Below are 24051 nucleotides of genomic sequence, written 5' to 3'. Positions count from 1 at the left end.
GATCCTTACAGCATGGCCCAGCGCATCCTCGTCGCCGACGACGAACCGAATATTCGCGACGTGATCTGCTTCGCGCTCGACCGCGCCGGCATGAAGACGACGACCGCGCGCAATGGCACTGAGGCCATGATGGCCTTTCACAAAGGCGGTCTCGACCTCATCGTCCTTGATGTCGGCATGCCCGATATGGATGGACTGGAAGTCTGCCGCCGCATTCGCAAGACATCGAACCTTCCGATCCTCTTCCTGTCGGCGCGCGACGAAGAAATCGACAGGATCCTCGGCCTGGAAATCGGCGGCGACGATTATGTCACCAAACCTTTCAGCCCGCGCGAACTGGTTGCCCGGGTAAAGACTATCCTGAAGCGAACCGGCCATGGCTCTGAGCCGGATGCGGCCAATAGCTCCGTGTCCGTGGGATCTCTGCGGCTCAATCGCGGTGGCCGCACCGCCAGTTTTGCCGATGTACCGCTCACCTTGACCGCACTTGAGTTCTCGATCCTCGATACGCTGCTGTCGCGCCCCGAGATCGTCTTCAGCCGCGATCAACTGATGGAAGCGGCCTATGGCGCTGACATGCAGGTCGCTGACCGCACCATAGACAGCCATATCCGCAATCTTCGCGCCAAGCTTTCGGCCGCCGGCGGCAAGGGCATCATCGCCACGGTGCACGGCATCGGCTTCAAGCTGACATCACCAACGGAAGGAAGCGTCTGATGCATGCGCCAAGGGTAAAGCCGAAATGGCGGCCGCCGCTTGCCCTCATCGTCTATGCCGTGCTTCTGACCGTGATGATGCTGCCGCTGCTGACTGTCATCTGGTTTCGCGCCGTACGCGCCGCCTCGGGAGCCATGGCACCGGCGGAGATCGCCACCCTCGCTGCCGTTCTGATCCTCACCCTCATCGTCGCCTATGTGCTCACGCGCACGCTGACTACGCCGATCAATGCCCTGATCGCCCGCACCGAAGAGATCGCCCGCGGCGGACGATCCGCAATCCGGCCGCTCGACATCTACGGCACGCGCGAGGTCGCAACCCTTTCGCAGAGCTTTCTCGATCTCGCCGGCAAGCTGGTCGATCATTCCGATTATGTGCGCTCCTTTGCCACCCATGTTTCGCACGAACTGAAATCGCCCCTCACCTCGATCAAGGGAGCGGCGGAACTGCTGCGCGACGATGACGATAGCAATCCGATGAGCCAGGAGCAGCGCAACCGCTTTCTCGCAAACATCATCGCAGACACCGAACGGCTGGACAGGCTATTGTCCCGCCTGCGAGAGCTGGCGAAAGCCGAGCTTCCGTCCGAGCAAGGTTCAAGCAGCCTTCGCGACGTTATAACCGAGCTAAAGATGCAATTTCGCCAATTGACCATTAGCGACGAGGGCAGCGTCGTCATGATGCTGCCGTTGCCAGTCGAGGCCGTCGGTATTGTCTTCGCCAATCTGGCAGAAAATGCCTCTCAGAACGGCGCCACAAGCCTTACAATCAAGGCAAGCGACGAAGGGCGGAGAATGACGATCCAAGTGCGCGATAATGGTCGCGGCATTGCCGATGGCAATCGGGATCGTGTCTTCGAGCCCTTCTTTTCGACGCGGCGGGACGATGGCGGCACGGGCATGGGCCTCGGCATCGTGAGAGCAATGCTCGCCTCGCATGGCTGTAGCGTCGAGTTGTTGGATAGCGGCAAGGATGGCACGACGTTTCAGATCATCCTGCCAATTGCCGCCTGAAACGAAAGTGATGCACTCCGCCATGAACTGGCAGCAAAAAGCGGCCGATGGCAGAAACCATCGACCGCTCCACTGCTTCAGGATCCGGAGCTTACGCCGCCTGTGACTGCGCTTGAGCTTCCAAAGCCATGGCACGCGCCGTCACGAAATCGACCTTGCCGGAGCCGAGAACCGGCACCTTGCCGACGGTCACTTCGGCGGGGACCATCATTTCCGTGGCCCCCTTCGATTTGGCGAATGCTAGGAAATCGCTTCGCGTCGCACCCGGCGCATCGGTCAGGAGCACGAGACGCTCGCCCTTCTTGACGTCGGGCACCGCCGAGACGACGCTGAGAGCACCCGGCCAGAGCTGTGCGGCAAGCGTTTCCACCGCGGCAAGCGAGATCATTTCGCCGCCGATCTTGGCGAAGCGCTTGGCGCGGCCGCGGATCTTGACGAAGCCGTCCTCATCGATCGTAACGATGTCGCCGGTATCGTGCCAACCCTCAGGCAGCGGCTCGAGGACGCCGGGATTGTCGGCGCGCAGGTAGCCGGCCATGACGTTGGCGCCGCGGATGTGAAGACGGCCGCCCTCGTCGATGCCGGGAACCGGCTCGAGCTTCCATTCCATGCCCGGCATGATCTTACCGACCGTCCCGGTGCGGTTGTACATCGGCGTGTTCAATGAGATGACCGGCGCGGCTTCGGTCACGCCGTAGCCCTCCAGGATTCGCAGGCCGAACTTCTCCATGTAGACCTCGCGGGTCGATGCCTTCACCGGCTCGGCGCCCGAGAAGATGTAGCGGATCGACCGCAAATCATAAGGATGCGCTGTGCGGGCATAGCCGTTCAGGAACGTATCCGTGCCGAAGACGATGGTGGCGTTCGACACATAGATCAGCTCCGGCACGATGCGGTAGTGCAGCGGCGACGGATAGAAGAACACCGGCACGCCCGAGACCAGCGGCAGGATCGTGCCTGCCGTCAGGCCGAAGGAGTGGAACATCGGCAGGACGTTGAACACCTTGTCACCAGGGTGGAAGTCGATGCGCGAGGCAGCCTGGGCCGCATTCGAGAGAACATTGCGGTGTGTCAGCACCACGCCCTTCGGCGCGCCCTCGGAACCGGATGTAAAGAGAATGACGGCCGGGTCGTCGGCATTACGCCTAACCAGCGGTCGGTACTTGCGCATGAGGCCGAGGATCTTGTTCACGAAGGTGACCTCAGTGCGCAGCTCGTCCAGCCAGACGAAGGTCACATGCTTTTCGAGCTCCTCGACCACAGGGCCGAGTTTGGCCTGCGCGATGAAGGCGCGCGAGCAGAGCACATGCTTGACTTCAGCTGTCCGGCAGGCCGACAGGATGTTGGCCGCACCGGCCGTAAAGTTCAGCATGGCCGGAACCTTGCCCGCCGACATGACGCCAAGCACAGTCGCGGCCGTGCCATTGGCATTCGGCAGCATCACGCCGAGCGTCTTCTCGTTCGGAAACATCTTCCTGAACTTCGCACCCAATACCGCAGCGCCTGTCAGCAGCTTGGCATAGGAGAGCTTGCCGGCAATCGGATCCTCCACAGCGAGTTTCTTGCCGCCATATTCATGGGCGCTGTCGATGACGCGTCCAAGGACGGTATTATTGGTGTCGGCGGTGCGGAACATCAGCGTCGACATGATCTGGTAGAGAGCGGCACCCGCGGCGATACGGCGCTTCCTGCCCTTGAGTTCTGCGGATACGTCGAGCTTGACCGGCTCTAGGATCGTCACCTTGACCTTGGGGAAGAGGCGGCGGCGGACATGGCTTGAGGTCAGATAGGAGGCATAGCTCTTCTCCAGCCCATCGATGCGAACGGGCACGATCATGGCGCCGGTCTTGTCGGCCACCATGGCGGCACCGTCGTAAACCTTCATCAGCGTGCCGGTGACGGTCAGGCGTCCCTCGGGGAAGATGCCGACCGGGCTGCCGTCCTGGATGACCTTGATCAGCGAGCGCGTCGCCATCGGCTTGGTCGGGTCGAGCGGCAGGAACTTGCACATCTTCAAAAGTGGCCGTACCCACCATTTCCTCGCGAAGGCATAGTCGATGGCAAAGACCGGCTCTTCCTCGGTGATGGCGAGCGCGAGAGCACCGTCGAGCAGGCTTACATGGTTGAGCGCGATGATCGGTGCGGGGCCGGCCTTGCGGATGTTCTCAAGGCCCTCGACCTCCAGCCGCATGAAGGCGCGGAAGATGATGGAGATGAGATCACGGAAGGCATTGGTTGGCAGCATTTTCAGCACGAGCCAGGCGATCGCCACGTTGAGCACGGAGATGCAGAGGATGATCATCGGGATCGACAGGCCTACGGCCTGAAGCACCGCCACAAGCGCCAGGCCGACGGCAATGAAGAGAGCGGAAAGCACATTCGACGCGCCGATGACGCGAGCGCGGCGATCCTCATGCGCCCAGCTCTGCATGGCCGAGAAGGTTGGAACCGCCAGGAAGGCACCGCCAATCGCCATGCCGGCGAGGTCGATGGCAACGCGGATGGTCTTTGGTCCCTCGAAGAAGGCGAGAATGGTTTCGGCATGAGAGGTCGACTGCAGACCCCAGAGGTTCCAGCCGAGATCGAGGCCGAAGAGCGCGACGATCAGCATGCCGATCGGCGCCGGCAAGAGCACGATGCGGCCGGCCGCCATCCATCCGGCAATGGCCGAGCCGATGGCAACCGATATGGCGAAGATCGCCAGATAGGCGGGAACGACGATTTCCGAGCCGCCGAGAATATCGGTGACCATGACCGGCAGCATCGACATGATGAAGGCGCCGACGAACCAGAACCAGCAGTTCATGAGCGAAGCGCGCCAAATGCGGCTGTCAGCGCGAAGCTCGTTGACCAGCCGGTAGCTCGAGCGCACGACATTGGTGTCGACGATGAGATCAGGTGCCTTGGAACCGGTCGCAGGAATCAGACGGGCGGCGAACCAGCAGAGGATGGAAAGCCCCATCATCATCGGCCCGAAGATCCAGACATTTTCGCCCTCGCGGAAGGCGACCGCCGCAACCATCGTGCCGGTCAAGATGGCAATGAAAGTACCGCCCTCGATCCAGGCATTCGCCTTTGGAAGATCCCGGCTTTGCAGGTGATCCGGCAGGATGCCGTATTTGATCGGCCCAAAGAGCGAGGAAATGACGCCGAAGCCGAAGAGGGCAAGCATCAGGATCCAGATGGAGGAGAAGGCGATGCCGACAACGGAGATCGCCGCGACACCGAGCTCGCAGCGCTTCAGAAGCTCTGCCATCTTGGCCTTGTCGTATTTGTCGGCAAGCTCGCCAGCAATCGCCGACAAGAGCAGGAACGGGACGATGAAGATGCCGCCGGCAAGCGTCACCAGCGCCGCACCCTCCGTCGCCATCTGCGCGAGAATGACGAAAACCAGGGTCTGCTTTAAGAAATTATCATTGAAGGCGGTCAGGAATTGCGTCCAGAACAGCGGCGCGAACTTCCTCGATCTCATCAGGTGCGTTTGCATGGCGTATCCCTCATTCGGCCAACAGGACGCCATAGAGTTGTTACGCAAAGGTTGAGCGCGGATACAACTCTACGGCGTCGTTAATAAAGACTAGTCCTGACCGTCACGATTGAACTTAACCAGAAGCTTTTCCGTACGGGCATCTTCTACCTTGCGGATCAGTTTGTCAGCCTCGCTATTGTCTCGGATCGTCTTAGTGACGTTGACCGCCGTCTGCACCAGCATCAGGATGCCCATGACGAGATAGCCTTTGCCCCAGAGATCGATTGGCATCATGTAAAGGCCGATGAGGAGCATGAAAGCCGCGGCCGCAAAAGAGATGTAGGAGAAGCTGACCCAAGCCTGGGAATGTTTCTGAAAGCTGTCATTCATGATTGTATCCTCTCAAATGTGTTCGTTGTGTTCGGTTTCAGGCTGCTGAATTCATGCGCTCACGCAGGCGGGTAAGCACGTCGTCGGCTGAAGGGCCTAACGGAGCGCCGCAACCGGCATTGGCGAGTTTTTCGATGATATGTGCCTGCCGGCTCGCGGCATCCATCTCCTTCATGGCCGAGGCTGCGATCTCGCAGCGGCTCTGATAGGCCTGAAGACGGGCAAGCGTCTCCTCGGCGTCATCAAGCGTCGCCAGGCCGGAATTGTCGTCGCAGGCGGCATTGAGCTTCTGTGTCTGCTCGGTGGCGCGCGCCAGGCGTTCGCCCCGCTGCAGTTCCTGCAGCCGCGCTTCCGATGTGCGAACGGTTGCCTTGAGTTTGCCGATCGTCTGAGTGAATTGCGCCTGTGCCTTCTCGGATGCATCGCGCTCGGCTTCGAGCTGGGCGATCGCCTCGGCCGCCTCCCGCGCAAGTTCGTCGCTTCCCTTCTGCAGGGCGGCGACGGCGCGTGTTTCCAGGTCCGCAATGCGGCCGATGATCGCTGCGTGCCGGTTCTTTTCCTGCTCATTCTGCGCGATGGCAATCGCCACGGCCCGCCGCGCCGACTGAATCGCGCTGGCCGCCTCGCGGATCTGCTGGGCCAGCAGCGGCACCGCGTTGCGATCGATGAATGCCTGTTCGGCATCGTAGGACCGACCGCGAATGAGCGTCAGAATTGAATTGAACATTTGTCGTCTCCCGTTTATGAACGATGTTCACAAAACGACTTATGCCAGAATCATGAACGTCGTTCAAGAAAATTTTGAACGACGTTCAAAAAATCGAATTGGAATTGTCAATGGCGAGAAAAACTCTGGAAAAGCGCGAGGATCTGAAGCTCAGGTTGATCGAGGCGGCGCGCAATCGCATCGCAGCCGACGGGCTTTCCAACCTGAGAGCGCGCGACGTCACACAGGATGTCGGCTGTGCTCTCGGAGGTCTTTACACTGTCTTTGCTGACCTTGACGATCTAGTCATTCACGTCAATTCGGCAACCCTGAAGGCGCTGGAAGCATCGCTGACACTCGCCGAAGTCAAGGATCACACACCGACGGACCGGCTGCGCAATCTCGCGCGCGGCTATCTGCGCTTTGCGGTCACCCATCGCAATCTGTGGAAGGCGCTTTTCGATCACCGCCCGCCGGATGACCGCCCGAGCCCCGAATGGCATCTGGAAGAGCATATGTTCCTGATGGGCGTCATTGCCGAGCCGCTCGCGGAATTGCAGCCGAACATGTCGGAGACGGCACGCGCCATCCGGGCGAGAACGCTCTTCGGCGCCGTGCATGGCGTCGTCAGCATCAGCCTCGAAGGGCGTTTCGTCGGCTTGCCGATCGAAAGCCTGGAACAGGAGCTCGACGATTTCATCCTGACGGTCGCAGCAGGAGCTGCGGCGAGGTAAGGCTAACATCCGTTGTAAGGGAAACGCGCTCCGTCGTATGGTGCCGTTCAGACCGCCGCTTCAACGAACGGTTTCCTGACTGCCTCGATATCCTCGTCGACTCCTTCTGTCAGCTTGGAAGTTCATTAAGGGAGCACTCAGCCCCCCGTCGCTCATAGCAACTCTACCCAAGACACGATCGCCGAGTTCACATCGTCCTTGCGGTCCTGCATGATCCAGTGCCCGGCGTTCTTCCAGACATCGACCTTGGACTTCTCGTTCGAGAACCATGTGCGCATCCGTACGGCCTGGCTCTCGTCGCGGCAGAGATGATAGAAAGGGACTGTGATCGTCTTGCAGAAGGTTTCGCTATTGCTGCCAAGGCCGACTTGATCAGATCCGAAGAATAGCGGTCCGAAGGATTCTCGAACAGGATGCTCCGGCATTCCCTGAAGTCGTCTCGCATGCCAGCGCTTGATTGCCGGATCGGTTGAAGGGTCGTAGACGCTTTCGAACAGGGCCGGACCGACCACGCCGGGACTCTGCGTCTGGAGGCCGTCGACGGTTTTCTTGAAGATCGGCCCAAGGCTGTCCGCAAAGCCGAGAGAACCATCGACTGATACAACCGCATCGACAAGATCCGGCCGCTTTGCCGCAAGGCGCGCGGCGACCTGCCCACCCATGGAATGTCCTATCAATATAAATCTCTCACCCTCGAATTTCCTTTCGATCAGAGCTTCGATGTCACGAACATAGTCGCCAGGCATGTAGCTGCCTGATGGCATGATCTCGGACCAGCCATGGCCGCGCAGATCGACGGCAACGACCCGATAGCGGCTTTCAAGGGCGGGCAATTGCCAACTCCAGTCATGGGAATCACACGTCCAGCCATGCAGCAGCATTACGTTCCGGCCCTTTCCGGAGACCGTATAGAAAAGCTTGGCGGTGCGCGGCGGCGCGGCAAGGGCAGCACCGGGGCCTGCAGCAGCAGCCGCAACCGTCATTCCAAGGATGGTCATCAGACCGCGCCGCGATAGGTCGAAATTGCTCTCTGCCACTGATAGTCTCCTTTGAAATCTCTGGCATGTCCGCCAGCTTCCCGCTCGGCAGCCCGGTGTTGATTGCTCGGGTGACTTGTAGATATACATTGGAAATCTACGATCAATTACGCACCTTAAAGTGCGTAGATATACCGGAGGATATCCAGATGCCCGGCAAGGTGGACAACGTCTTCTTCGCGGACTGTGCGGCGCGCTCGTTCTTCGATCAGGTCGCGAACAAATGGTCCGTCATGATACTGACCGTGCTTGAGGAAAAGCCCACCCGCTTCAATGAGTTCATGCGCAGGTTGGAAGGAATTACTCACAAGGCGCTGACCCAGGCATTGCGACGGCTTGAAAGAAACGGGCTGATTTCGCGCAGAGTGCTGGCAACCTCACCGGTCGCGGTGGAATATTCGATCACCGATCTTGGCCGGACGCTTCAAGTGCCGTTCGGCGCGGTCTACGAATGGGCGATCAACCATCTGCGGCACATCGAAGAGGCACAGGAAAACTATGACGCTCGCGCGAATACATAAGGCGAGCATATTCGAAAACGACGATCGCTTCTGTCTCGAGCCTTCGCCCTGCCGCGCAAACATGCACGGTGATTTCACGCTATGTCCGAGAGATCACAGACCCGAACCTGAAGACACAGAAGTGTTCAAGGTTTCGAGGGCGCATAATTCCTGATGTCGCCGAAAGCGTAGCCGCGCTCCCTAAGCTTGCGGATCAGCGACTGCAGGTTTTCGCGACCATTGAACTGGTCCTGAAACATCTCGTCATGCATGAGCAGGATCATCTTTCCACGCTGCGTGAAACGACCGTATTGAAAAAGGTGGTCGATCTCGTTGACGAGATGGTCCACCGATTGGACCGGCTTGCCGTCGTCGCTATGCACCCATTCGAAATCCCAGCCATAGAGATAGAAGCCTGCTTCGGCGACGAGCTCGTAATCCAGCCACTCGCGTTCCCATTGGGCAACGTTGATGGATAGATCCTCCCGCGATACGGTCGGAAGCCGGAAGACGTCCCTGCCCGGCAGTCGCGCATTGACGATCGGCGTCAGACCCAGCACCTCATTGGCGTGTAGCATGTCGGCAACCACGGCCTGGGTATTGGAATAGTATCGTCTATAGCGATTATTGGCGTGGCTGTAGCTGTGATTGCCGACGGTCACCAGCGGCATCGCCTTGGCTTCTGCCAGGAGATCACGCCCGGCTGGAATAGTTTCGACATGCTGGCCGACCATGAACATGGCGGCGGGGACATTTTCCTGACTTAGCACGGAAAGAATGTTCTTCGTTCCAGGCAAAGGGCCGTCATCGAAAGTCAGAAAGATCGTCTTATCGGCAGCGCGAGCAGAGACGGCGTAGGCCGCAACCAAGAGGCTGGCGAGCAGCCATCTGAAGATCGCATTCCTTCGATAATTCAACCCGCTCAAGCCAGCCGCCTCCCGCCTCATCGCTGCAAACTGGCATATCGCATGGAACAAGAAAAGCATCAGGAATGCGACAAAAGCAAAGGGCGCTCTACCCATTTCTGGGGAGCGCCCTTGCTTATTGACCCGGACAGCGAACACCGGCTCGACACAGAAATGTCAACGCGGCAGGCCATCGATACAGGTGATGGGCTGCAAATAATCGCGAATCGCACCCTTTGCAAGAGGCGGCTGCGAAAATTTTAGCAATTCTGTCACACGAGAATTCCATGTGACAGAATTCGCACATTTTACAAGCGCTGATCTTTCGTCAGGCAGCCTGCAAGGCCGCATCACGCGGGATCTCGACATCGATCTCCAGCATGGAGACATCCTTGTCGCGATCCATCTTCACCTGCACCTTGTCGCGATCGACCTGCACATGCTTGGCGATGACGGCGAGGATTTCCTCCCTCAGCACGGATACGAGATCCGAGCCTATCGAGGCGCGCTCATGGGCAAGGAGAATCTGCAGACGCTCACGCGCCATAGGTGCAGATCTCTGCTTGCGGAACAGTCCGAAAATGCTCATGCGGCCCTCCTTGCGAAGATCTTGCCGAAGATACCCCGCTTCTCGCCGGGGATAGTGATCGGCACCTGCTCGCCGGCAAGACGGCGTGCGGCGTCGAAATAGGCAAGCGACGGCGCGCAGCGCGCATCGGCAAGCGTCACCGGCGAGCCGAGGTTGGACGCGCGCAGGACATCAGTGCTTTCCGGGATGATGCCGAGCAACGGGATGGAGAGGATCTCCAGCACGTCGTCGACCTTCAGCATGTCGCCGCGTTCGGCGCGGCCAGTATCGAAGCGGGTCAGCAGCAGGTGCTTTTCCATGCGCTCGCCGCGCTCCGCCTTCAGCGTCTTGGAGTCCAGCAGGCCGATGATCCGGTCGGAATCGCGTACCGAGGAGACTTCCGGGTTGGTGACGACGACGGCGACGTCGGCATGGCGCATGGCAAGCGTGGCGCCGCGCTCGATACCGGCCGGGCTATCGCAGATGACCCAGTCGAAATAGTTCTTGAGCTCGTTGATGACGCGCTCGACACCCTCGGGCGTCAGATTGTCCTTATCGCGCGTCTGCGAAGCCGGCAGGAGGAAGAGCGTCTCCAACCGCTTGTCGCGGATCAAGGCCTGCGGCAGCTTGGCATCGCCGTGAATGACGTTGACGAGATCATAGACGACGCGGCGTTCCGCGCCCATGACCAGATCGAGGTTGCGCAGGCCAACGTCGAAATCGACGACGACGACCTTTTCGTTTCTCTGTGCCAGAGCCGCCCCCAATGCGGCCGTCGAAGTCGTCTTTCCAACTCCGCCCTTGCCTGATGTGACGACGATTACCTTGCCCATCTTGCTCTCCTGTTTTGGCCGGCTTCGGCTCAGATTAGTTTTTCGGCCATGATCGTTTCACCATCCAGCCAGAGCTGGACGGCTTGCCCCTTGAGGCCGGGTGATATGTCTTCCGCCATCTTGTAGATGCCATCGATCGCCAGCAGCTCGGCCTCGAGCTTGCGGCAAAAGATTCGCGCCGAGGCATTGCCGATCGAGCCCGCCATGGCGCGGCCGCGCAGGGCGCCGTAAATATGGACCGATCCACCCGCAATGACTTCCGCGCCCGATGCCACCGAACCGATGACGGTGACATCGCCCTCGGGAAAGATCACCGATTGGCCGGAGCGTACCGGCTCGCGGATGATCAGCGACTGCGTAACCGCACGCACTTCCTGAGGCGCAGCCTTGGGCTCGCTGTTGCGGCGTTCGACGACCGGCTCGGCCTCGGAGACTTCGAAATCGGCAGCCGGACGCCCGCCCTTCAGGATCGGAGGCATGCCGGGTCCAGATATCGACGGGCGACCGCCCTCGATGCCCATGATGCTGACATTGCGAGCCGAAAGCTCGGCAATCAGCTCCTTGAGCTGCGCCTTGTCGATCGGCAGGTCGGTGATGTCGAGCACGACCGGCCGCCCCAGAAAGAAGCCGGCCGAACGGGCTGCTAGGTCGTCAAGCCTGGTCAACCACTGATCCAGCGGAAGATCCGGCGAAAGCATGACCGCAAGAAAAGAGCGGCCCTTGATACGGATCGAACGAGCGTCTGTTAGCACTTTGGTCATCTATGTGAATAAATCGTTGATCCTGTGTACCGTTGATATGGTTAACAAATGGTTAATTCGGGGCTCGATTGGGGCCCGAACCGCCCCACAAAACGGCGAGGCTCGCAAGCGCCGAAGGCTCGTTGGAGCTGGGGTCGTAGACGCAGGGAGCGGCAAAAATCGCAGCTCCTGCAAGGAGAAGAATGATTGGTCGCATGAGATCCTCCAGAGGGAAAAGCAGGCGCCGGCCTGCTTGATAGTCAATGCAGAAAAATTAACGATTCGGCGCGCCGCACCTTCCGGAACGACGCGCAATATCGACGCTTGAGCGATTCTCAGGCGAGCTTCAGCTCGACATTGATGTTGCCGCGAGTCGCCTTCGAATAGGGGCAGGTCTGGTGAGCTTCCTCGACCAGCGTACGGGCAAGCTCTGGCTCGATGCCGGGCATGCTGATGGTCAGGCGCGCCTGCAGGAAGTAAGCACCATCCGTGGTACCCAGATCCACTTCGGCATCGACGGCGAGATCGGCAGGAAGCTTGATCTTGCGCTTGCCAGCGGCCAGGCCCATGGCTCCGATGAAGCACGCCGACCAGCCGGCGGCAAAGAGCTGCTCGGGATTGGTGCCGGCATGGGCGCTGCCGGGAGGCGAAAGCTTGACATCCAGCTGGTTGTCATCGCTGCGCGCGAAGCCGTCGCGGCCACCGATGGTGTGGGTCTTGCCGGTGTAGAGAACCTTGTCGATCTTGGTCATGGAACACTCCTTTGTTGCGCTGCCTGTCTGCTATGCTGTGGGGGCAACGTCAGTTGACGGAGTTGTTTTTGATGGATCGACGTATCCGGCATGTTTCCGAAATCGCCGGAAGTGTTACAAAACGTAGGCGCCAACAGGCCGGATACAATTGCTTACAAAGATCCTGAAAATAATAAATGGACCAGATAACGGGAACAGCGAAGTCAGAGACACGCTTGGGGTATAACGAAACCAGACAACATTTCGAGACACGCGATCTGGACGGGGACGCAGAGAAGATTCGGATGGAGGCATATAAAGTTGTTTCCAAAGAGGATGCCAAACGACGATCCAGAGAACGACTCCTGTCTTGGTTGGCGCTAGCTATTATGCTCCTATTACTAGCGTGGCTCTTTGGTTGGATTTAACCGCTATCCGGACGAACAGAACGACCAGTTTATCTAAATCCTTTCCGCGCGATCAGGAAATAACAACTTCGGCGGCCAGGCCGCCGCCCTCGCGGTTATAGAGCCTGACGGAGCCACCGAGCGTCTGGGCTAGCTGCTGGGCAATCGCCAACCCGAGCCCCGTACCGCCCGTGTTGCGGTTGCGCGATTGCTCCAGCCGGAAGAAGGGCTGCATGGCCGCCTCTATCTGGTCCTGCGGAATGCCGGGACCGCGATCCAGAACAGTGATCGCAATTTGGCCCGTATCCCGCCGCTCCACGGCGATCTCCGCCGCACCGGCAAATTTCAGGGCATTATCGATGAAGTTGGTAAGGATGCGGCGGAGCGCATGCGGCTTCGTCGTCGCCGTGCCCTGGATCAGGCCAAGAATCTCGACGGATTTTCCGGTGTCCTGATAATCGTAGCTGATGCTTTCGATGAAGGAGGCAAGATCGATGCGTGCGCTCTTCTCGCCATTGCCGTGGGCGCTGCGTGCATAGGCGATCCCGTCCTGCACCAGACGCTCGATCTCGCCGAGATCCTGCAGCAGCTTGGTCTTCTCGGGCGAATCGTCGGCGATATCGGCGCGCAGGCGCATGCGGGTGATCGGCGTCTGCAGATCGTGCGATATCGCCGCAAGGATCTGCACGCGCTCTTCGAGATAATGCGCTATTCGATCCCGCATGGCGTTGAAGGCCCTGGCGGCATGCGCGACTTCGCTCGGCCCCCGATCGCTCAAGGCCGGGCTCTTGTTGTTCGGATCGAGCGCATCGGCCGCAGCAGCAAGCTCGGCGAGCGGACGTGTCGCTTGGCGGACGGCAAACCAGGTACAAAGCACGATCAGCAGCATCTGTACAACGAAGACATAGGGCAGCCAGGCCGCGATCGGCATGACGCCCTTGGGCGTAACATCGATCGTCAGCGGACTGCCATCGCTCAAATTGAGATGTGCCTGCAGCCGCGAGATCGGCCCTGGTATCGATTCCATGCGAATGGGAAAGCGATGGCCAACCGCCTCTTCTATCTTGGCGGCGATCTCCGCGCCATGGGCAGAGGTATCGGGCACACCAGGCAGGCCCGTCCCCAGCTCGAAATTGTAATTGCCGCGGCTGAGCCAATCGACGAAATTCGCCCTCTCATCGGCCGGCAGGCGATCAAGAACGGCGATCGAGGTCGCAACGTCGTTCTCCAGCGTGCCGAGCATGACCGCCTTTGCCGACATGTAGCGCTCGATATAGAGCACGCTGAAAGACAGGCCGTAAGCGATCGCGAGCCCGGCCAGCAGGATCAGCGAAATGCGTGCACGCAGGGTACTCGGCCACCATGGCCGGTGACCCGGAAGGTCGACCACCGTCATGGGCGAAGCTCCGCAATTTCCACCGGCACGGAGAAGACATAGCCTTCGCTGCGCACCGTCTTGATATACATCGGCTCCCGGGCGTCATCCCCCAACCGCTGGCGAAGACGGCTGACGAGGAGGTCTATGGACCGATCGAAGAGATCGGCGTCGCGGCCCTGGGTGAGGTTCAGAAGCTGGTCGCGATTGAGCACCCGCTGCGGATGATCGATAAAGACGCGCAGCAGGCGGTATTCCGCACCGCTAAGCGTGATCTCCGTGCCGTCCTTATCGAGCAGATGACGGCCGACCGTATCCAGCCGCCAGTCTCCGAAGACCAACAATTGACCGGCTTCGCTGATCTGCAGGTTGGGCGGCAGCATGCGGGTGCGCCTCAGAACCGCCTTGATGCGGGCGAGGAGCTCGCGGGCGGCAAACGGCTTTGCCAGATAATCGTCCGCGCCCATTTCCAAGCCGAGAATGCGGTCCATTTCGTCGCTGCGCGCTGTCAGCATCAGAATGGGTGTCGCCTTGTGCGTTCCCGCACGAAGCTCGCGACACAGTACCAGGCCGTCATCACCAGGCATCATCACGTCGAGCACGATCAGATCGACCGAATTGGCCTCGAGGAAACTGCGCATCTGCCGGCCATCGGCGGCCGTTGTCGCCCGCAAACCGTTCTTTTTCAGATAGCTCGACACCAGTTCGCGGATTTCCCGATCGTCATCCACGATCAGGATATGGTCGATATGATCCATTTCGATTTCCCACTCATCATCGTAAGCATCGAGCTACGAACATTCCCTCATAGCACCAACGACAGGAGGCGCCAGCTTACGCCGGCACCCTCCCACACGCTACCGCTGAACTAGAAACGATCAACATCTATTACAGCCTGGGCGAAAGCCTGCGGCGCTTCCTGCGGCAGATTGTGGCCGATGCCGCCAGTGATGGTGCGATGCTCGTACTTGCCCGAGAACTTGCCGCGATAGGCCGCAGGCTCCGGATGCGGCGCGCCGTTGGCGTCACCTTCCATGGTGATGGTCGGGATTGAAATCACCGGGCCGGCGGCGAGCTTCTTTTCATAGGCATCGAACTTCGCTTCGCCTTCGACCAGACCGAGGCGCCAGCGGTAGTTATGGATGACGATATCGACATGGTCGGGGTTGTCGAATGCTGCGGCCGAGCGATCGAAAGTGGCATCGTCAAAAGCCCATTGCGGCGAGGCGGTGTGCCAGATCAGCTTTGCGAAATCGTGCCGATTCTCCTGGTAGCCGAGACGGCCGCGCTCGGTGGCGAAATAGAATTGATACCACCATGCGAGCTCTGCCTTTGGCGGCAGCGGCTTGCGGTTGAGCTCCTGGCTGCCGATGAGATAGCCGCTGACGGAGACCAGCACCTTACAACGCTCAGGCCAGAGAGCCGCCATGATGTCAGCGGTGCGGCCACCCCAATCATAGCCGGCAACTACAACCTTTTCGATCTTCAGCGCGTCGAGCAGCGCAATCATGTCGACGGCAAGGGCTGCCTGCTGACCATTGCGCGGCGTGTCTTTCGAAAGGAAGCGGGTGGTCCCGTAGCCGCGAAGATAGGGGATGATGACCCGGTAGCCGGCACCGGCCAAGAGCGGCGCGACATCGACGAAGCTGTAGATGTCATAGGGCCAGCCGTGCAGCAGCAGGACGACCGGGCCATCGGCCGGGCCGGCTTCCGCATAACCGACATTGAGCACGCCGGCATTGATCTGCTTCAGCGCGCCGAAGGACGTGTGAGTGCCGGCCTTGATCGCCGGCAGGGTCGATGTGGAAGCCTTTGTTTCTTGTGCGCCGGCAATGGCAGGCAGGCCGAATTCGGCGGCGGCGACGGCGATGGCGGCCATGCCGAAAAAGCGGCGGCGGGTGTGGTTGATTTCCTCGGACATCTCTATCTCCTGTCGATTGGATCGTGAGCATAAGAAAGCCAGCCGCATGTATCGCCGATGTGTCGCAGCCAGCGGCGTTTTGAATGCCTTTGTAGCTTCCGGCGGCACAGATACAGTGTGATACAATCCACTACGCCTGACCCGCAAACATTCGATAGGCGCCGAGACCCCTGTCCAAATCGGCTCGCGACAATCAATTTGTATCGCAATGTATCGCAGCCCGAGACGTCGACGTTTCGGTACATTCGGCCATCCAATCAGACACATTTGAGATACGTCGCCACCGGCAGATAGCGTCACTGCTGCACACGGCACCTGGCCGTTCGCAGCCGCTCAATCGCTTCTAAAGGAACAAGAACGATGACGCTTCTTATCATAGCTTATCTCGGAGGAGCGCTGACGATTCTCAGTCCGTGCATCCTGCCCATCCTCCCCTTCGTCTTTGCCCGTGCAGGACAGCCCTTCGTCCGCAGCACGCTTCCCATGCTTGCGGGCATGGCGCTCACCTTTGCTGTCGTCGCGACGCTGGCTGCTGTCGGCGGTGCCTGGGCGATCCGCGCCAATGAATATGGCCGCCTCGCGGCGATCGTTCTGCTCGGCCTCTTCGGCCTGAGCTTGATTTCGCCGCGCATCGCCAGCGCCCTCTCCCGACCGGCCGTCGATCTCGGCAACAACCTGCTGAACGCCGCCGGGGCCAATCGGGCAACAGCGAGCGTCAGAAGCTCCTTCGTGCTTGGCATCGCAACCGGCCTGCTTTGGGCACCTTGCGCCGGCCCGATCCTCGGACTGGTCCTGACTGGTGCGGCTTTGAAGGGCGCCAATCTGCAGACGACATTCCTGCTGCTTGCCTATGGTGCCGGTGCCGCGACCTCGCTTGCCGTTGCTCTCTTTGCCGGCGGCAAGATCTTTGCCCGCATGAAGCAGTCTCTCGGCGTCAGCGAACGCATCCGCCAATTCGCTGGCGCCGCCGTTTTGGCCGGTGTTGCAGCGATCGCCCTTGGCCTCGATACCGGCCTGCTCGCCCGCCTCTCCTACGCAAGCACCGGTTCCTTCGAGCAGGCCTTGCTGGAGAAGCTGCACCCCAAGACCTCAGCCCCGGAAACCGAGGTTGCCAGCAACAGCGCCGTCAAGGTTGCGACAGACGCGGTGCGCCCGTTCCACAGCGATCTGCCCGTCGAAGGCCCCGCTCCGTCGCTCGATGGCGCGGTCACCTGGCTGAACTCGCAGCCGCTGACGACGGCCGAGCTTCGCGGCAAGGTCGTCCTCATCGATTTCTGGACCTATTCCTGCATCAACTGCATCCGCACTATTCCCTATGTTCGTGCCTGGGCGGAAAAGTATAAGGATCAGGGCCTCGTCGTCATCGGCGTCCATGCTCCGGAATTCGCCTTCGAGAAGAATGTCGACAACGTCAAGAAGGCGGTCGCCGACTTCAAGATCAGCTACCCCGTTGCAATCGATAACGACTATCGCATCTGGCGAGCCTTCGAAAACAACTACTGGCCTGCCCATTATCTGATCGATGCCAAGGGGCAGATCCGCTACCAGCATTTCGGCGAAGGCAATTATCGCCAGACGGAACAGGCAATCCAGGACCTCTTGCGCGAAGCAGGCAGCGACATGGCCCAGAGCGCCCCTGTGGTTCCGAATGCAAAGGGTGCGGAAGCAAGCCCGGACCTCAGCCATATCCGCTCCGGCGAAACCTATATCGGCTATAGCCAGGCGACAGGCTTCGTCTCCCCCGAAGGACTGAAGGCAGATACGGCCGCCGACTATTCCATTGCCAATCCCGGCCTCAATCAATGGGGTCTGACGGGCACCTGGACAATCGGCCCGGAACAGGCATCGCTCGATAAGGCAGGCGGCGGCATCACTTACCGCTTCAGCGCCCGCGACCTGCACCTCGTCCTTGGCCCCTCGGCAGATGGAAAGCCGATCCGCTTCCAGGTGACCGTGGACGGAAAAGCGCCGGGTATGGACCATGGCTCCGATATCGACTCCGACGGCAACGGCACCGTGACGGCCACCAGACTCTATCAGCTCGTCCGCCAGTCCGGTGATGTCACCGCCCGTAACTTCGAGATCCGTTTCCTCGATCGCGGGGTGCAGGCCTACGCCTTCACTTTCGGCTGAAATTCCCCTTCACCCCCAAGCATGAAGCTCAACTGACAGGAGTTATACCCATGAAGACCCGTTTTCTCTCCATCATCGCTCTCGGCCTTGCCGCAAGCACCTTTGCCTTTGCTGCGCAGGCAGCCGAGATCAAGAACATCGTTATCGTCCACGGCGCCCTTGCCGACGGTTCGGGATGGCGCAAGACCGCCGCAATCCTTGAAAAGGACGGCTTCAACGTCACCGTCGTGCAGGAACCGATCACCTCGCTCGCTGACGATGTCGCCGCCACCAATCGCGTGCTCGACCTTCAGAGCGGGCCGAGCCTGCTCGTCGGCCACAGCTATGGCGGCATGGTCATCACCGAAGCGGGCAATCGCCCTGATGTTGCCGGTCTCGTCTATGTCGCAGCGTTCCAGCCCGACAAGGGCGAGAGCCTGATCAGCCTTGCGAGCTCAAAGCCGGCAGGTAGCATGAACATCCGCGAAACCAAGGACGGCCAGTATCTTTATCTCGATCCGGCGACTTTCGCTGCTGACTTTGCCGCCGACCTGCCGAAGGATGAAGCCAATTTTCTGGCGAAGTCACAGGTTTTCGCGTCGAAGGCCGCCTTCACCGCCAAAGTCGGCGATCCCGCCTGGAGGGCGAAGAAGAGCTGGGCGGTCGTCGCAACCAACGACCGCTCCATCAACCCCGAGCTTGAGCGCGACATGGCAAAGCGCGCCGGCAGCAACGTGACCGAAATCAAGGCGAGCCATGCCGTCTTCGCCTCGCAGCCGGAAAAGGTCGCCGCCGTCATCGAAAAGGCAGCCAAGGACGCCGGCAAGTAAACTCAAGCAGACGGCGGCTCAGGAATGAACCGCCGCCTGCCTCCAGTCCTTATACAGGATCGTAGCGGCTAACTTCGATCCCGGAACCGACGGGTAACAGAACAGAGGTAATGCCAGGTTTGGCGCGAACGGCTTCGCCATAGCGTTTCACATCCTCATTCCCGGGCATGAACATATTGTCGGCCACAATGATGGCGCCGGCATTGAGCTTCGGATAGAAGGCCTCAAGGCATGGGATGTAGAGATCCTTCCACAGGTCAACGAGCACGAAATCGACGCCGGACGACAGCGCCTTGATCATCTCCACCGCATCGCCGATCTGGAAATCGATATGCGCCGATAACCCCGCCTTTTCGGCCATCTCTCTGGCAAACTCGGTCTTGTAGGCGTGCAACTCCATGGAAATAAGCTTGCCGCCGCTGGCGCGCGCGGCCTCAGCAAGCCAGATACCTGAATAGCCGAAGGATGTGCCAAGCTCCAGAATGGTGGGCGCCTTCAGGCTCTTCGCCAGAATGTTGATGAAGCGACCCGTCTCCGGTCCGACCGCCCTCAACCGACGATCCTGACCACCGTCACGCCCGCCCGGCGGCATTTCCCTCGGCTTGCTGTGCTCTTCACGAATTAGCCCATGATAGGCTTCGAGAACGGCTTCGATCTTCTGGTCCATGACACGCTCACCTTCCAAGCAATCATCTCGACGATATCTCAGGCGATATGGCTACATCTCGATATGGCGCCACTCAAGCGCTATGGAGATTCATGTCTGAAACTTAATCTTTCACCGACGTTCAGCGGGACGCATTGTGCTCGCGGATCAGCTCGATCAAGGCCCGCAATCGGGCCGGCATCTGGCGGCGCTGGGCAAAATACAGGCTGAGCCCCGGATAGGGTGGGCTCCAATCCTCCAGCACCGCGATCAGATTGCCCGCCGCTATGTGCCCGGCAACGGAGGCTTCGCTGATATAGGCCAGCCCCGCCCCCTCGAGCGCAGCGCTTAACATCAGGTCGGAAGCATCGAGGGTGAGGCTTCCCGGTGCATCGACAAGGATGGACTGGCCGTGCCGCTCGAACTCCCAGCGATAAAGCTTGCCGCTCGCCATGCGAGCACGGATGCAGCGATGTCGCAGGAGATCGCCCGGAACAAGCGGGTATGGCCTGTTGCTGAAATAGGCAGGTGAGCCGACGACCAGCGAGCGCAGCGTCGGAATAATCGGGATTGCGACCATATCGGTCGGAACTGCCTCGGCAATCCGGATGCCGGCGTCAAAGCCCTTGCCGATGACATCGACCAAGGCGTTATCGGTGACGATCTCGATTTCGACATCAGGATAGCGCCGGCCATATTCGAGAATAAGCGGCGTCAGTAGTATGCGCGCTGCGCCGGGCGCCATATTGAGACGAAGCGTGCCTGATATCGTACCGGAAGACAGGCCTGCATTTTCGATAGCCCTGTCGATTGCCACAAGCGCCGGCGCCACTTCCGCCACGAAGCGCTCACCGGCATCCGATAGCGTGACACTGCGCGTCGTCCTGTTGAATATCCGTACGGACAGGCGCTCCTCCAGTGTTGCGACCGCGTGGCTGAGCGCCGAGGAGGACATCCCGAGTTCGCGGGCGGCCGCGCGAAAACCGCCATGGCGGGCAACCGCAGCGATCGCCTCAAGCTCCGCCAGACTAGCCTTCATTGCGCGATTTTCCTTATCAGCCTGTCCCACTTTGTCCTACTAGACCGAACAGATAGCGCATCTTACCTCTGTCGTGAAGATGAAGGAGACGCTCATGCGCGCGATAGATACGATTTACATCAATGGCAGCTTCGTTCGGCCCCATGGCAAAGAGGAAGCACCTCTTTTCAACCCGGCCACGGAAGAGCGGATCGGCACCGTATGCCTTGGCGACGAGCAGGATGTCGACAACGCTGTCAGCGCCGCCAAGGCGGCATTTGCGAGCCAGTCGCAAAGCTCGAAGGCCGAGCGCGTCGCCATGCTGCACAGCCTGCACGACGCCGTTGCGGCCAGAGCCTCAGACCTCACCGACGCCATGCGCGAGGAATATGGCGCGCCGGCATCCTTCATCGGTTTTTCGGTGCCACATGCCGCCACGGCATTCCTCAACATGGCCAAGACACTCGAAACCTATGAATTTCGCCGCCGTATCGGCCATGCGGAAATAGAGATGCGCCCAGCCGGTGTTGCAGCCGCGATCACGCCCTGGAACAGCAATTACGGCTTCATCTGCAACAAGCTGGCCACAGCCATCGCTGCAGGCGCGACCATGGTCATCAAGCCCTCCGAGATGAGCGCGATCCAGACGCAACTCCTCACCGAGTGCCTGCATGCGGCCGGCCTGCCGAATGGGATTTTCAACATCGTCAACGGCTACGGCCATGTGGTAGGCGCCGCTCTCAGCAGCCACCACGACATCGCAAAGATCAGCTTCACCGGCTCGACGGTGACGGGACGGGCGATCCTTCAGGCGGCGTCGGCGACCTTTAAGCGCGTGACGCTTGAGCTTGGCGGCAAGAGCCCAAACATCATTCTCGACGATGCCGATCTCGATCTTGTCATCCCGCAGGTCTTGGCAGCCGGATTTGCCAATAGCGGCCAGGCCTGCATCGCCGGCACACGCATTCTCGCGCCCGAAGGCCGGCTGGCGGAAATCCACGATCGTCTGACTCAAGCGGTTGCGACACTCAAGGTGGGCGATGCAAGCGATCCCGCCGTCAGGATCGGCCCCATGGTCAGCCGGAAACAATGGGATCGCGTGCAATCCTATATCCGTCTCGGCCAGGAAGAAGGCGCGTGGCTGCTCGCGGGTGGTGAAGGCCGGCCGGAAGGGGTCGATCGCGGCTGGTTCGTTCGTCCAACCATCTTCTCCCGCGTCAATAGCGACATGAGGATCGCTCGCGAAGAGATTTTCGGACCGGTACTCTGCGTCATCCCTTATCGCGATGAGACGCATGCACTCGAGATCGCCAATGACACCGTCTATGGTTTGCAGGCCTACATCTTCTCCGCCGATGTCGACAGGGCAAAGCGGATGGCGGATCGCATCGAAGCGGGCCGCGTCGTCATCAATGGCGCGCCGCATGAACCGACTGCACCCTTCGGCGGCTTCAAGCACTCGGGCATAGGCCGAGAATTCGGCGCCTTCGGCCTGGAATCATTTCTCGAACCGCGCGCGGTGCTCAGCTGATGTGAGGAAGCCCGGAGCCCCGGAAGAGCTTAACAGCCTTCCGGGCACCTCCCTAGCCGGACGCGAAGGCTGGCGCCCTCAGGATACCGCCAGGTATGCGCCAGGATATGAGGATGCCGAACGAAGTACGCTGGAAGGCTCGCATTCAGGTTCTCGTTAGAATCATGTTCTACCTTTAGAACAATTCCAATTTAAGGAGACCCGATGCCTGCCAGATCGACCTACTCTGCTCCGCAACGCATTCTTCATTGGCTCATGGCCATTCTCATCTTTTTCAATCTCCTGTTTCCCGATGGCATGAACGCGTGGCGGCGTCTTGTGCGGCATGGCCAGGTGCCAACACCGGCCGATGTCGCCAGTGCCAACATCCATGCCTATGCCGGTATCGCGATCCTGCTGCTGGCTATCGTGCGCCTTTGCCTGAGATTGGTGTCCGATGTCCCAGCATTGCCCGACAATCAGCCCGCATTTCTACATTACATCGCAAACATCACGCATTTCCTGCTCTACGCACTGATCTTCGCAATGCCCCTATCGGGAATGGCAGCCTACTATTTCGGTATCGATACAGCCGCCTTCGTCCATGGCGGCCCGATCAAGACGCTGCTTTGGATCGCCGTCGTACTGCACATATTCGGAGCGTTTGTTCAGCACTTCTATTTCAAATCGGATGTCTTGCGACGTATGACGATCGGCTAGGTCATCTGCGAAATTGGCGGCTAAGCGGGTTGGCCGCCAAGTGCTTTTCGAAGGAGAACAGAGCAGTCGGCAGCGCGCTGCCGCCTTGGAGCGCCAGATCGGCGAGTATCTCGCCGACCACGCTCGTAAACTTGAAGCCGTGGCCGGAACAGGCTGACGAGACCACCACATTCGGCTGTCCAGGCACTTTATCGATGAGAAAATCTTCGCTCGGCAGCATTGTATAGCGGCAGGTCGTCGCCCGCACGCGATATGACGCGGCATTCGGCAAGCGCTTGCGGGCGAAGCTGTCGAGCAGATCGGTGTCGGCGTCATTGACCGGCGGATTGGGCATGGCGGGATCGATCGGCTCCCTGAAGTGAGCATGGCGGCCGATTTTCACACCATCGATGCCAATGGCCGGAAAGCCGAAATAGGAGCCTTCGGCGCCTTCATCCCGCAGGAAGCAGGGCATGCGCTGCGGCTCAGCAACAAAACCGTCCCTCGGCTGATACCAGGCAACCACCTGGCGGATCGGCTGTGCGTGCGCCTTCAGCTGTGGCACGAGTTCGGCAATCCATGCACCTGTTGCAACGATCACCTTGCGGGCGCGATATCGTCCCGTCGAGGAAACGACCGTCACGCCCGTATCGTCGGGCTCGATCACGACAACGCGCTCGCCGAAATGCAAAACGGCACCATCTTCCGCCGCAAGCTTCAAATAGCCCATGATCGCTGCTTCAGGCCTGACATAGCCGCCCTGCGGATCGAGCACGCCGACCTCCCCTTCTTCCAGCGCAAAAGCCGGAAAGCGCCGCTTCATGGCATCGCGATCGAGTATCTCGTGCGGCAATCCATGCATGTCACAGGAGGCGCGCGTGCCGCTGACGATCTTGCTGTCGGGCGTGCCAATCTGCAGGACACCCGTGACGGTCAGGATTTCGGCCCGCAGCCGCGCCTCCAGTGAGCGCCAGTTTTGATAGGCACGCTTCAGCAGCGGAACATAGGACGGATCTTCGAAGTAGCCGAGGCGGATCAGGCGGCTGTCGCCATGCGAGGAGCTGAGCACATGGGCGGGGAAATGTGCCTCGATCCCGATCGCCTTTGCACCGCGCGCTGCGGCGAAAGACAAGGCTGCACTTCCCATTGCGCCGAGGCCAATGACGGCAAGGTCGAATTCCGCAGTCATT

23 protein-coding genes are annotated in these 24051 nt (G+C 59.9%); 8 read left to right on the top strand and 15 right to left on the bottom strand.

The genetic code is table 11. From position 1 onward, the window contains the following. The first annotated feature begins 12 nt into the window (after window positions 1–12). The gene (locus tag FBZ99_RS15690; RefSeq protein ID WP_113351034.1) at window positions 13–717 is read left to right on the top strand and encodes a response regulator; all 705 of its coding nucleotides are present in this window, start codon (window positions 13–15) and stop codon (window positions 715–717) included. Then, window positions 717–1730: a sensor histidine kinase gene (locus tag FBZ99_RS15685; protein WP_113350576.1), complete on the top strand. Its 1014-nt coding sequence runs from the start codon at window positions 717–719 to the stop codon at window positions 1728–1730. The genes FBZ99_RS15690 and FBZ99_RS15685 overlap by 1 nt, the downstream gene beginning before the upstream one ends. A gap of 91 nt (window positions 1731–1821) precedes the next feature. On the opposite strand, the gene FBZ99_RS15680 is transcribed toward FBZ99_RS15685, so the two are convergent. The 3 genes from FBZ99_RS15680 to FBZ99_RS15670 form a co-directional block, all read right to left on the bottom strand. Further along, on the bottom strand, window positions 1822–5217 hold the full coding sequence (locus FBZ99_RS15680) for an acyl-[ACP]--phospholipid O-acyltransferase (protein WP_113350577.1): 3396 nt from the start codon (window positions 5215–5217) through the stop codon (window positions 1822–1824). Between the two features lie 90 nt (window positions 5218–5307). Beyond that, complete coding sequence (locus tag FBZ99_RS15675) at window positions 5308–5589, bottom strand: YiaA/YiaB family inner membrane protein (protein WP_145633971.1); 282 nt, start codon at window positions 5587–5589, stop codon at window positions 5308–5310. Between the two features lie 37 nt (window positions 5590–5626). Beyond that, window positions 5627–6316 (bottom strand): PspA/IM30 family protein, encoded by a 690-nt coding sequence (locus FBZ99_RS15670; protein ID WP_113350578.1) that lies wholly within the window; start codon window positions 6314–6316, stop codon window positions 5627–5629. A 110-nt stretch (window positions 6317–6426) separates the two neighbouring features. On the opposite strand from FBZ99_RS15670, the gene FBZ99_RS15665 reads away from it, so the two are divergent. Continuing rightward, window positions 6427–7029, top strand: coding sequence for a TetR/AcrR family transcriptional regulator (locus tag FBZ99_RS15665; RefSeq protein WP_113350579.1), 603 nt, complete (start codon window positions 6427–6429; stop codon window positions 7027–7029). Window positions 7030–7181: 152 nt separating this feature from the next. On the opposite strand, the gene FBZ99_RS15660 is transcribed toward FBZ99_RS15665, so the two are convergent. Continuing rightward, window positions 7182–8066 (bottom strand): alpha/beta fold hydrolase, encoded by an 885-nt coding sequence (locus tag FBZ99_RS15660; protein WP_246661123.1) that lies wholly within the window; start codon window positions 8064–8066, stop codon window positions 7182–7184. Between the two features lie 26 nt (window positions 8067–8092). On the opposite strand from FBZ99_RS15660, the gene FBZ99_RS15655 reads away from it, so the two are divergent. Beyond that, on the top strand, window positions 8093–8587 hold the full coding sequence (locus FBZ99_RS15655; RefSeq protein WP_308936578.1) for a winged helix-turn-helix transcriptional regulator: 495 nt from the start codon (window positions 8093–8095) through the stop codon (window positions 8585–8587). A gap of 125 nt (window positions 8588–8712) precedes the next feature. Here the strand turns inward: FBZ99_RS15655 and FBZ99_RS15650 are convergent, their stop codons facing one another. The 8 genes from FBZ99_RS15650 to FBZ99_RS15615 form a co-directional block, all read right to left on the bottom strand. Then, window positions 8713–9492 (bottom strand): polysaccharide deacetylase family protein, encoded by a 780-nt coding sequence (locus FBZ99_RS15650; protein ID WP_113351036.1) that lies wholly within the window; start codon window positions 9490–9492, stop codon window positions 8713–8715. 307 nt (window positions 9493–9799) lie between these two features. Further along, window positions 9800–10060: a cell division topological specificity factor MinE gene (minE, locus tag FBZ99_RS15645; RefSeq protein WP_069610364.1), complete on the bottom strand. Its 261-nt coding sequence runs from the start codon at window positions 10058–10060 to the stop codon at window positions 9800–9802. Continuing rightward, the gene (gene minD / locus FBZ99_RS15640) at window positions 10057–10872 is read right to left on the bottom strand and encodes a septum site-determining protein MinD (protein WP_113350580.1); all 816 of its coding nucleotides are present in this window, start codon (window positions 10870–10872) and stop codon (window positions 10057–10059) included. Before minD ends, minE begins: the two co-directional genes overlap by 4 nt. 29 nt (window positions 10873–10901) lie before the next feature. Beyond that, window positions 10902–11633: a septum site-determining protein MinC gene (gene minC, locus FBZ99_RS15635; protein ID WP_113350581.1), complete on the bottom strand. Its 732-nt coding sequence runs from the start codon at window positions 11631–11633 to the stop codon at window positions 10902–10904. Window positions 11634–11947: 314 nt separating this feature from the next. Beyond that, window positions 11948–12364 carry an organic hydroperoxide resistance protein gene (locus tag FBZ99_RS15630; RefSeq protein WP_113329666.1) on the bottom strand — a complete coding sequence of 139 codons (417 nt, stop codon included), beginning with the start codon at window positions 12362–12364 and terminating at the stop codon, window positions 11948–11950. Window positions 12365–12823: 459 nt separating this feature from the next. After that, a complete protein-coding gene (locus FBZ99_RS15625; protein WP_113350583.1) occupies window positions 12824–14146 on the bottom strand; it encodes an ATP-binding protein in 1323 nt (440 codons plus the stop codon). Continuing rightward, complete coding sequence (locus tag FBZ99_RS15620; protein ID WP_145633969.1) at window positions 14143–14883, bottom strand: response regulator; 741 nt, start codon at window positions 14881–14883, stop codon at window positions 14143–14145. The genes FBZ99_RS15625 and FBZ99_RS15620 overlap by 4 nt, the downstream gene beginning before the upstream one ends. A gap of 110 nt (window positions 14884–14993) precedes the next feature. Next, a complete protein-coding gene (locus FBZ99_RS15615) occupies window positions 14994–16046 on the bottom strand; it encodes an alpha/beta fold hydrolase (RefSeq protein WP_113350584.1) in 1053 nt (350 codons plus the stop codon). A gap of 360 nt (window positions 16047–16406) precedes the next feature. On the opposite strand from FBZ99_RS15615, the gene FBZ99_RS15610 reads away from it, so the two are divergent. Then, window positions 16407–18179, top strand: a complete 1773-nt coding sequence (locus FBZ99_RS15610) for a cytochrome c biogenesis protein DipZ (RefSeq protein ID WP_113350585.1) — start codon at window positions 16407–16409, stop codon at window positions 18177–18179. A 50-nt stretch (window positions 18180–18229) separates the two neighbouring features. Next, window positions 18230–18988: an alpha/beta fold hydrolase gene (locus FBZ99_RS15605; RefSeq protein WP_113350586.1), complete on the top strand. Its 759-nt coding sequence runs from the start codon at window positions 18230–18232 to the stop codon at window positions 18986–18988. A 49-nt stretch (window positions 18989–19037) separates the two neighbouring features. On the opposite strand, the gene FBZ99_RS15600 is transcribed toward FBZ99_RS15605, so the two are convergent. Together FBZ99_RS15600 and FBZ99_RS15595 are read right to left on the bottom strand one after the other, a co-directional pair. Beyond that, complete coding sequence (locus FBZ99_RS15600; RefSeq protein WP_113350587.1) at window positions 19038–19655, bottom strand: O-methyltransferase; 618 nt, start codon at window positions 19653–19655, stop codon at window positions 19038–19040. 121 nt (window positions 19656–19776) lie between these two features. Then, window positions 19777–20673: a LysR family transcriptional regulator gene (locus FBZ99_RS15595; RefSeq protein ID WP_113350588.1), complete on the bottom strand. Its 897-nt coding sequence runs from the start codon at window positions 20671–20673 to the stop codon at window positions 19777–19779. A gap of 94 nt (window positions 20674–20767) precedes the next feature. Between FBZ99_RS15595 and FBZ99_RS15590 the strand changes: the two genes are divergently transcribed. Then, on the top strand, window positions 20768–22183 hold the full coding sequence (locus tag FBZ99_RS15590) for an aldehyde dehydrogenase family protein (protein WP_113350589.1): 1416 nt from the start codon (window positions 20768–20770) through the stop codon (window positions 22181–22183). A 204-nt stretch (window positions 22184–22387) separates the two neighbouring features. After that, the gene (locus FBZ99_RS15585; RefSeq protein WP_069610354.1) at window positions 22388–22882 is read left to right on the top strand and encodes a cytochrome b; all 495 of its coding nucleotides are present in this window, start codon (window positions 22388–22390) and stop codon (window positions 22880–22882) included. Window position 22883: 1 nt separating this feature from the next. Here the strand turns inward: FBZ99_RS15585 and solA are convergent, their stop codons facing one another. Next, window positions 22884–24050 carry an N-methyl-L-tryptophan oxidase gene (solA, locus tag FBZ99_RS15580; protein WP_113350590.1) on the bottom strand — a complete coding sequence of 389 codons (1167 nt, stop codon included), beginning with the start codon at window positions 24048–24050 and terminating at the stop codon, window positions 22884–22886. Between the last annotated feature and the right edge of the window lies 1 nt (window position 24051).

The sequence above is a fragment of the Rhizobium sp. ERR 1071 genome, assembly GCF_007828675.1.
Classification (GTDB): domain Bacteria; phylum Pseudomonadota; class Alphaproteobacteria; order Rhizobiales; family Rhizobiaceae; genus Rhizobium; species Rhizobium dioscoreae.
Note: the sequence above shows the minus strand (reverse complement) of the source record. Positions and strands in the feature narration are given on the sequence as shown.

What these genes read in the sequence shown, in the direction of transcription:
- FBZ99_RS15690 (WP_113351034.1), top strand. Translation starts at nt 13, where the DNA reads ATGGCCCAGCGCATCCTCGTCGCCGACGACGAACCGAATATTCGCGAC.
- FBZ99_RS15685 (WP_113350576.1), top strand. Translation starts at nt 717, where the DNA reads ATGCATGCGCCAAGGGTAAAGCCGAAATGGCGGCCGCCGCTTGCCCTC.
- FBZ99_RS15680 (WP_113350577.1), bottom strand. Translation starts at nt 5,217, where the DNA reads ATGCAAACGCACCTGATGAGATCGAGGAAGTTCGCGCCGCTGTTCTGG.
- FBZ99_RS15675 (WP_145633971.1), bottom strand. Translation starts at nt 5,589, where the DNA reads ATGAATGACAGCTTTCAGAAACATTCCCAGGCTTGGGTCAGCTTCTCC.
- FBZ99_RS15670 (WP_113350578.1), bottom strand. Translation starts at nt 6,316, where the DNA reads ATGTTCAATTCAATTCTGACGCTCATTCGCGGTCGGTCCTACGATGCC.
- FBZ99_RS15665 (WP_113350579.1), top strand. Translation starts at nt 6,427, where the DNA reads ATGGCGAGAAAAACTCTGGAAAAGCGCGAGGATCTGAAGCTCAGGTTG.
- FBZ99_RS15655 (WP_308936578.1), top strand. Translation starts at nt 8,093, where the DNA reads ATGTCCGCCAGCTTCCCGCTCGGCAGCCCGGTGTTGATTGCTCGGGTG.
- minE (WP_069610364.1), bottom strand. Translation starts at nt 10,060, where the DNA reads ATGAGCATTTTCGGACTGTTCCGCAAGCAGAGATCTGCACCTATGGCG.
- minD (WP_113350580.1), bottom strand. Translation starts at nt 10,872, where the DNA reads ATGGGCAAGGTAATCGTCGTCACATCAGGCAAGGGCGGAGTTGGAAAG.
- minC (WP_113350581.1), bottom strand. Translation starts at nt 11,633, where the DNA reads ATGACCAAAGTGCTAACAGACGCTCGTTCGATCCGTATCAAGGGCCGC.
- FBZ99_RS15630 (WP_113329666.1), bottom strand. Translation starts at nt 12,364, where the DNA reads ATGACCAAGATCGACAAGGTTCTCTACACCGGCAAGACCCACACCATC.
- FBZ99_RS15625 (WP_113350583.1), bottom strand. Translation starts at nt 14,146, where the DNA reads ATGACGGTGGTCGACCTTCCGGGTCACCGGCCATGGTGGCCGAGTACC.
- FBZ99_RS15620 (WP_145633969.1), bottom strand. Translation starts at nt 14,883, where the DNA reads ATGGATCATATCGACCATATCCTGATCGTGGATGACGATCGGGAAATC.
- FBZ99_RS15615 (WP_113350584.1), bottom strand. Translation starts at nt 16,046, where the DNA reads ATGTCCGAGGAAATCAACCACACCCGCCGCCGCTTTTTCGGCATGGCC.
- FBZ99_RS15610 (WP_113350585.1), top strand. Translation starts at nt 16,407, where the DNA reads ATGACGCTTCTTATCATAGCTTATCTCGGAGGAGCGCTGACGATTCTC.
- FBZ99_RS15605 (WP_113350586.1), top strand. Translation starts at nt 18,230, where the DNA reads ATGAAGACCCGTTTTCTCTCCATCATCGCTCTCGGCCTTGCCGCAAGC.
- FBZ99_RS15600 (WP_113350587.1), bottom strand. Translation starts at nt 19,655, where the DNA reads ATGGACCAGAAGATCGAAGCCGTTCTCGAAGCCTATCATGGGCTAATT.
- FBZ99_RS15595 (WP_113350588.1), bottom strand. Translation starts at nt 20,673, where the DNA reads ATGAAGGCTAGTCTGGCGGAGCTTGAGGCGATCGCTGCGGTTGCCCGC.
- FBZ99_RS15590 (WP_113350589.1), top strand. Translation starts at nt 20,768, where the DNA reads ATGCGCGCGATAGATACGATTTACATCAATGGCAGCTTCGTTCGGCCC.
- FBZ99_RS15585 (WP_069610354.1), top strand. Translation starts at nt 22,388, where the DNA reads ATGCCTGCCAGATCGACCTACTCTGCTCCGCAACGCATTCTTCATTGG.
- solA (WP_113350590.1), bottom strand. Translation starts at nt 24,050, where the DNA reads ATGACTGCGGAATTCGACCTTGCCGTCATTGGCCTCGGCGCAATGGGA.